Genomic DNA, 5,938 nt, shown 5'->3' on the forward strand with positions numbered 1-5,938 from the left:
GTGACACCCGCCCTCCGGGCCGCGCGGCGCCCCGCCCGCCCCGCCCCCGGTCAGACCCCGGTGCCCCGCGTCACGTGGTCGGGCCGTCGGTGGCCGTCACCTGGCGGGCCGCCGGGTCGTCCTGCTCCTCGATCGACAGGGAGCCCTCCGCCGTCGGCAGGGGCTCCGACCGCCAGCGCTGGTCCTCGGAGGTGCGGTCGCGGACCTTGACGACGACGTCGGCGTCCGGGTCGTCGTCGGCCGGGGCGAGGGCGAGCTGCTCGTCCCAGCGGGGCAGCAACTCACCCTGCACGGTGAGGTCGTAGCGCGCGTCGTCGCCCCGCTCGGCATCCTCGTCGGCGCAGGTGCCGAGGACGACGACACCGGCGTCCTTGTGGGAGTCCAGGCACAGCCCGGGATCGGCGACGCTGCGCAGGAGCCCGTCGTCCTCGTACGTCCACTGCTGGGTCCACACCGCCGAGCAGGGGGCCAGCTTCGTGCCCGCGCCCTCCTTCGGCAGGTCCCGGATGTCGAGGCACAGGTCGGCACCGGTGTTGCGCAGCCGGGTCACGCCCTGGGCCATGGGAAGCCCGGCGGTGCCTGGTGGCGTCACCGATGCGGAGCCCTTGCCGCCGGCGGCGCTGTTGGAGCCGGCCGGGTCGGCCTCGCCGCCGTCGTAGGACGACGCGCTGATGATGAGCACGGTCGCCAGCACTCCGGCCGAGACCGCGCCGACGCCCGAGAGCAGGACGCGCGACGACCGCATCGCCTCCGGCACCCGGGCGGGCACCGGGAGCCGGGACAGCAGCCCGTGCCGCCCGCCGCCCCGCCGCCCGCCGCCCCGCCCGCCCGTACGGGCACCCCGCGTGCCGTGCGACGCCCGTCCCGGACGCGAGTCGAGGTAGCGGCGGGCGCCCCAGCCGAGCACCGCCTCGGCGACCAACGGCCCCAGCGGGCCCTCGAAATGGCTCAGTTGTTCCGCCGCGTCCCGGCAGTAGCGGCACTCGTCCAGATGCTGCTGGACGTCCGGCAGCAGTGCGCCGCCCCGGCGGATCGGGACGTCGAGGAGGCGGTTGTAGAACCGGCAATCGTGAGTCGGCGCGAGTTCGCGATGGGCACGTACACAGCCTTCACGGAATTTGTCCCGCGCCTGTTCGAGGGCCGCCGACGCGATGTCGGTGTCCATGCCCAGCAGGCCGGCCGGGACGCTTAAAGGATCTGCCTCGACCTCGACATGCCAGAGCAAACACCGCGAAGCCGCGGGAAGTGCCTGGAATGCCCGCTCCGCGAGGATGCGATTTTCGGGCGTCATGGCAGTCGCGGTGCGCAGCCCGCGCCCTCCGGCCGGTTTCTGCAATGCGGGCAGAACGGCCGATATTCGATCGTCGCCGGACCACTCGCGGATCGTGTCGCGCACGGTCACGAGAAGAGCGGGGCGCAGTGCGACGGCGGACTCGCCGAAGGCCAGGCGGTTGAGGGTCCGGTGAAAGGCGGTCCCGGTCACCATCGCGGCGACCTGCGCCGACGAGGCGAGACAGATGACCGCGTAGTCGTGCACCGACTGGTAGTGCCGCGCCATCAGCAGCGCGACGGAATGGGCGGCGACCTCGCCCTCCGGGCTGCCTCTCAGCGGGGCGGCGAGTGATTCGTCGGATTCCCCGGGATCCCCGCCGGGCGGGGGATACGGGGGACGAGGGGGGTGGGGGGTGGGCACTGAGATGGTTCCTTCCCACGCATGTGACACAGAAGTCCTGCCGCCGAAAAAGGAGGCCCGGTTGGTGCGCACCTTTTCGGGCGGGGCGCGGGAGGTGCGAATTCACCGACGGCGAATCGGACGCGGTCCACAAATCACGTGCGACACCCGGTCATTCCCCCCCGCACGCGCGTTTCACTCTTGCACAACCCCCACACGGCCAACAAGGCGCCCGGACAACATCCCCGCCATTGACAGAAAGTCAGAAACGGGGAACGGATATGCGCAGGTCGCACCCGTTTTCGACATTTCCCTGTGGCCTGTGTGAATCGGGCACCGGATCCGGTTCCTCAGATCTGCCAGGAGCGCAACCGGTCCGCCGCTCCGTAGACGTCGGTGGCGCCGGACAACAGATCGCGGGCGAGGTCGACGAGGGCGCCGTAAGGCGGGTCGATTCCGACACCGCTGACGAACATGTACGCCACGGCGGTCGCGCAGGCGAAGCGGGCGTTGGCCGAGGGCAGCGGCCGGAGCACGGTGATGGTGTGCAGTAGCGCGGCGGCCCGCCAGGCCGGGTCGGTATCCACCCCGAGGCGCGGCGGGTCGACGCGGTGCCGGGCGACGGCGGCGACCAGCGCGGAGAAGTCGTTGACGGTGGGCTGGTCCGGCAGGACCTCTTCGTGGCGCTGAAGCAGCCAGGGCACGTCGATATGGATCACGGGTGCCATGGGTCAGGCGGCCCGCCCTTCGCCCTTGGCGGGCGGTTCGTCGTCGGGGAACGCGGCGGCGAACTCGTCGGCGTGGGTGGCGAAGAACCGACGGAAGGCCTCCGCGCCCTCCTGGAGGGCCCGGTGGCGGGCTATGTCGGCCGCGGCCGCCTCCCGCACGAGGGCCTTCATGGACGTACCGCGTTCCTTGGCGATCTGCCGCAGGTCCTCAAGTTCGCGGTCGCTGAACTCCACGTTGAGAGCTGGCATGCCTTCACGGTACCGCTCGGGTACTGATTGGTAAATACCCCCAGGTCAGGGAGGTCGCCTGACGGTACCTGGGAGAGGAGCGGCCTGAGGTGTGGGTCACATCGAGCCGTGCGGTGTCACATTTCGGGGCCCTGTCCGGCTCGCAGTGGTGAGCGCGTTCACGGGAGGGCCCACGCATGACCGAGATCTCCGTACCCGGCACCGACGCCCCGCTCGACGAGGCGACCGGTGTGTTCGTCGACCATCGCGAGCTGCTGTTCGGCGTTGTCTACAACATGCTCGGCAGTGTCGCCGACACCGAGGACGTCTTGCAGGAGACATGGCTGTCCTGGACGGCACGCGGCGGGGGCGCTCCCCTGGCCGGCGTCGACAACCCGCGCGCGTATCTCGTCCGGGTGGCGGTCAACCACGCGCTGCGCCGCCGCGCCGTGATCAGCCGCCGACGGGAGACGTACGTCGGCCCGTGGCTGCCCGAGCCCCTGGTCGGCGAGGACACCGGGACCGCCGAGGACCCGGTCCTGCGTTCCGAGTCGGTGTCGCTGGCCATGCTGGTGGTCCTGGAGTCGCTGACACCCCTGGAACGGGCCGTGTTCGTGCTGGGTGAGGTGTTCGGCTACCCGCATGCCGAGATCGCGGAGGTCATCGACCGCTCCCCCGCCGCCGTACGGCAGTTGGCGCACCGGGCCCGGGAGCACGTGCACGCGCGACGGCCGCGGTACGAGGCGCATCCGCGGGTGCGGCGGGAGGCGACCGAGCGGTTCGTGCGGGCGGCGCTCGGCGGCGACATCGCCGAGCTGATGGAGGTGCTCGCGCCGGACGTCACGGCGTGGACGGACACGGGCGGCAAGCGCCGGCGGGCGAGCCTGCGCCCGGTGCACGGCCGGGACAAGGTGACCCGGCTGCTCACCGCCGGGCGCGGCGGCCCGGACCACCCGGTCTGGCGGTACCGGCGCGTCAACGGCGACGAGGCTGCGGTGCTGTTCGACGGCGACGCTCCGTTCGCGGTCCTGGTCCTGGACCTCACCCCGGAGGGCGACCGGGTGCGCGGCATCTATGTGGTGGCCAATCCGGACAAGCTCGCCCACCTCTCCGGGGCGGCGGCGTGAGCGCGGGGCGCGGCGAGCGGCTGGCCGACTGGTTCGACGGGCGGCTCGGCATCCACACGCTCGGCAGGAAGTACCTGCGCAAGGTGTTCCCCGACCACTGGTCGTTCCTGCTGGGCGAGATCTGCCTGTACAGCTTCGTGGTGCTGGTCCTCACCGGCGTGTATCTGACGCTGTTCTTCCACCCGTCGACGAACGAGGTGACGTACCAGGGGAGCTACGTCCCGCTGAACGGCGTGCGGATGTCCGAGGCCTACGCGTCCACCCTGGACATCAGCTTCGACGTGCGCGGCGGGCTGCTGATCCGGCAGCTGCACCACTGGGCGGCGCTGGTCTTCGTCGCCGGGATGCTGACGCACATGATGCGGCACTTCTTCACGGGCTCGTTCCGCAAGCCGCGGGAGATCAACTGGATGTTCGGCTGGCTGCTGCTGTTCCTCGGCCTGTTCGAGGGGCTGTTCGGTTACTCGCTGCCGGACGACCTGCTGTCCGGCACCGGCCTCAGGTTCGTGCACGGCGCGCTGCTGTCCGTACCGGTCGTGGGGACGTACCTGGCGATGTTCCTGTTCGGCGGCGACTTCCCCGGGGACGACATCGTGGCCCGCTTCTACTCACTGCACGTGCTGCTGATCCCCGGGGTGATGGCCGCGCTGATCGTGGCCCATCTGCTGCTGGTCGTCCATCACAAGCACACCCAGTTCGCCGGGCCCGGGCGCACCGAGCGCAATGTCGTGGGGACGCCCTTCATGCCGGTGTACCTGGCGAAGGCGGGCGGCTTCTTCTTCCTGGTGTTCGGGGTGTTCGCGCTGATCGCGGGGGTGGCGACGATCAACCCGGTGTGGTCGTACGGCCCGTACCGCGCCGACCAGGTGTCCACGGGCGCCCAGCCCGACTGGTATCTCGGCTTCGCGGAGGGCCTGGTGCGGATCATGCCGGGCTGGGAGGTCACGCTGTGGGGTCACACGCTGGTGCCGGGCGTGCTGATCCCGGTGGTGGTGTTCCCGCTGCTGCTGGTCTTCATCGGGGTGTACCCGTTCCTGGAGGCCAGGTTCACCGGCGACCGGGACGAGCACCATCTGCTGGACCGGCCGCGCGACCGCCCGGTCCGCACGGCGATCGGGGCGGCCTGGATCAGCCTCTACCTGGTGCTGCTCGCGGGCGGTGGGAACGACATCGTGGCGACCCGCCTCCATCTGTCGATCAACACGGTGACGTGGGCGGTGCGGACCGGGATGTTCCTCGTCCCGGCGGTGGTCTTCGTCGTGACCCGGCGGATCTGTCTGGGGCTGCGACTGCGCGACAGGGAGCTCGTGGCGCACGGTCGGGCGACGGGGGTGATCAAGCGGCTGCCGCACGGCGAGTACGCCGAGGCGCACGAGCCGCTCGACCGAGCCCGGCTGCACACCCTGACCGCACATGAACGGCCCGGGGAACTCGTCGGCCACGCACCGCGGCGCCGGTCGGTGGCGGGCCCGGTCAGGAGTGAGCGCGGCAGAACTCCCGGACGGTCCGGTTGAACGGCTCGGGTGCCTCGATGTTGCTGAGGTGCCCGATGCCGGGGAGCACGACCAGCGTGGCCCGCGGGATCGTTTCGAGGAACTGGTGGGCGACGGGATCCACGGGTGAACGGGCGTCGAGCTCGCCCCACAGCAGGAGCGTGGGCACCTCGATCCTCGGCAGCAGGTCCCGCAGGTCGGCCTCGGCCATGACGGTGAGCTCGGTCCGCATGCTCTGGGCGCGGGTGTCGGCCGACATCACGGACAGCAGGCGGACGGCTTCGGCGGAGGGCCGCCCGGCGAACAGTCCCGGCATGGTCGGTGCGAACGCCTCGGCCGGGACCGCGAGCATGCGCTCCGCCCCTTCGACCCGGGAGCGCACCTCCGCGGCGGGCAGCGAGCCCTTCCAGCCCGCGTAGGTGTCGACGAGGAGCAGGGTCCGCACGAGCCCGGCGTGACGCCGGTAGAGCTCCAGCACGACGGTGCCGCCCCAGGACTCGCCGAGGACATGGGCCGGGCCGAGGGCCACGTCCTCGACGACGGCCGCCAGGCAGCGCGCGTAGTCGGCCAGGGTGAAGGAGGGCGGTACGTCGCAGGAGCGCCCGGCGCCCGGTTGGCCGATGATGCCCATCGGGCCCGCGATCAGGAACGGGACGCGCCAGCCCCAGGAGGTCAGGTCGTCGGTGGAGA

At 71.4% G+C, this 5,938-nt stretch carries 6 protein-coding genes; 2 read left to right on the forward strand and 4 right to left on the reverse strand.

What is annotated here, in order from left to right:
* Nucleotides 1-70 precede the first annotated feature (70 nt).
* From ABZ281_RS33645 to ABZ281_RS33655, 3 genes are all read right to left on the reverse strand, one after another.
* Complete coding sequence (locus tag ABZ281_RS33645; RefSeq protein ID WP_356661697.1) at nt 71-1,693, reverse strand: RICIN domain-containing protein; 1,623 nt, start codon at nt 1,691-1,693, stop codon at nt 71-73.
* A gap of 329 nt (nt 1,694-2,022) precedes the next feature.
* On the reverse strand, nt 2,023-2,400 hold the full coding sequence (locus ABZ281_RS33650; RefSeq protein WP_356661699.1) for a toxin Doc: 378 nt from the start codon (nt 2,398-2,400) through the stop codon (nt 2,023-2,025).
* Nucleotides 2,401-2,403: 3 nt separating this feature from the next.
* The gene (locus ABZ281_RS33655) at nt 2,404-2,649 is read right to left on the reverse strand and encodes a hypothetical protein (RefSeq protein WP_030845137.1); all 246 of its coding nucleotides are present in this window, start codon (nt 2,647-2,649) and stop codon (nt 2,404-2,406) included.
* Nucleotides 2,650-2,825: 176 nt separating this feature from the next.
* On the opposite strand from ABZ281_RS33655, the gene ABZ281_RS33660 reads away from it, so the two are divergent.
* Together ABZ281_RS33660 and ABZ281_RS33665 are read left to right on the forward strand one after the other, a co-directional pair.
* Nucleotides 2,826-3,755, forward strand: a complete 930-nt coding sequence (locus ABZ281_RS33660) for a sigma-70 family RNA polymerase sigma factor (RefSeq protein ID WP_356661701.1) — start codon at nt 2,826-2,828, stop codon at nt 3,753-3,755.
* Nucleotides 3,752-5,269, forward strand: coding sequence for a cytochrome bc complex cytochrome b subunit (locus ABZ281_RS33665; protein ID WP_356661703.1), 1,518 nt, complete (start codon nt 3,752-3,754; stop codon nt 5,267-5,269). Before ABZ281_RS33660 ends, ABZ281_RS33665 begins: the two co-directional genes overlap by 4 nt.
* On the opposite strand, the gene ABZ281_RS33670 is transcribed toward ABZ281_RS33665, so the two are convergent.
* Entirely contained in the window at nt 5,229-5,879 is a 651-nt protein-coding gene (locus tag ABZ281_RS33670) for an alpha/beta hydrolase (RefSeq protein WP_356661705.1), read from the reverse strand. The genes ABZ281_RS33665 and ABZ281_RS33670 overlap by 41 nt on opposite strands.
* Between the last annotated feature and the right edge of the window lie 59 nt (nt 5,880-5,938).

This window comes from Streptomyces sp. NPDC006265, assembly GCF_040613555.1.
Taxonomy (GTDB): domain Bacteria; phylum Actinomycetota; class Actinomycetes; order Streptomycetales; family Streptomycetaceae; genus Streptomyces.

Bases quoted from the DNA above. Each gene is read 5' to 3' on its own strand.
- ABZ281_RS33670 (WP_356661705.1), bottom strand. From the start codon at position 5,879: ATGGGCATCATCGGCCAACCGGGCGCCGGGCGCTCCTGCGACGTACCG.
- ABZ281_RS33660 (WP_356661701.1), top strand. From the start codon at position 2,826: ATGACCGAGATCTCCGTACCCGGCACCGACGCCCCGCTCGACGAGGCG.
- ABZ281_RS33650 (WP_356661699.1), bottom strand. From the start codon at position 2,400: ATGGCACCCGTGATCCATATCGACGTGCCCTGGCTGCTTCAGCGCCAC.
- ABZ281_RS33655 (WP_030845137.1), bottom strand. From the start codon at position 2,649: ATGCCAGCTCTCAACGTGGAGTTCAGCGACCGCGAACTTGAGGACCTG.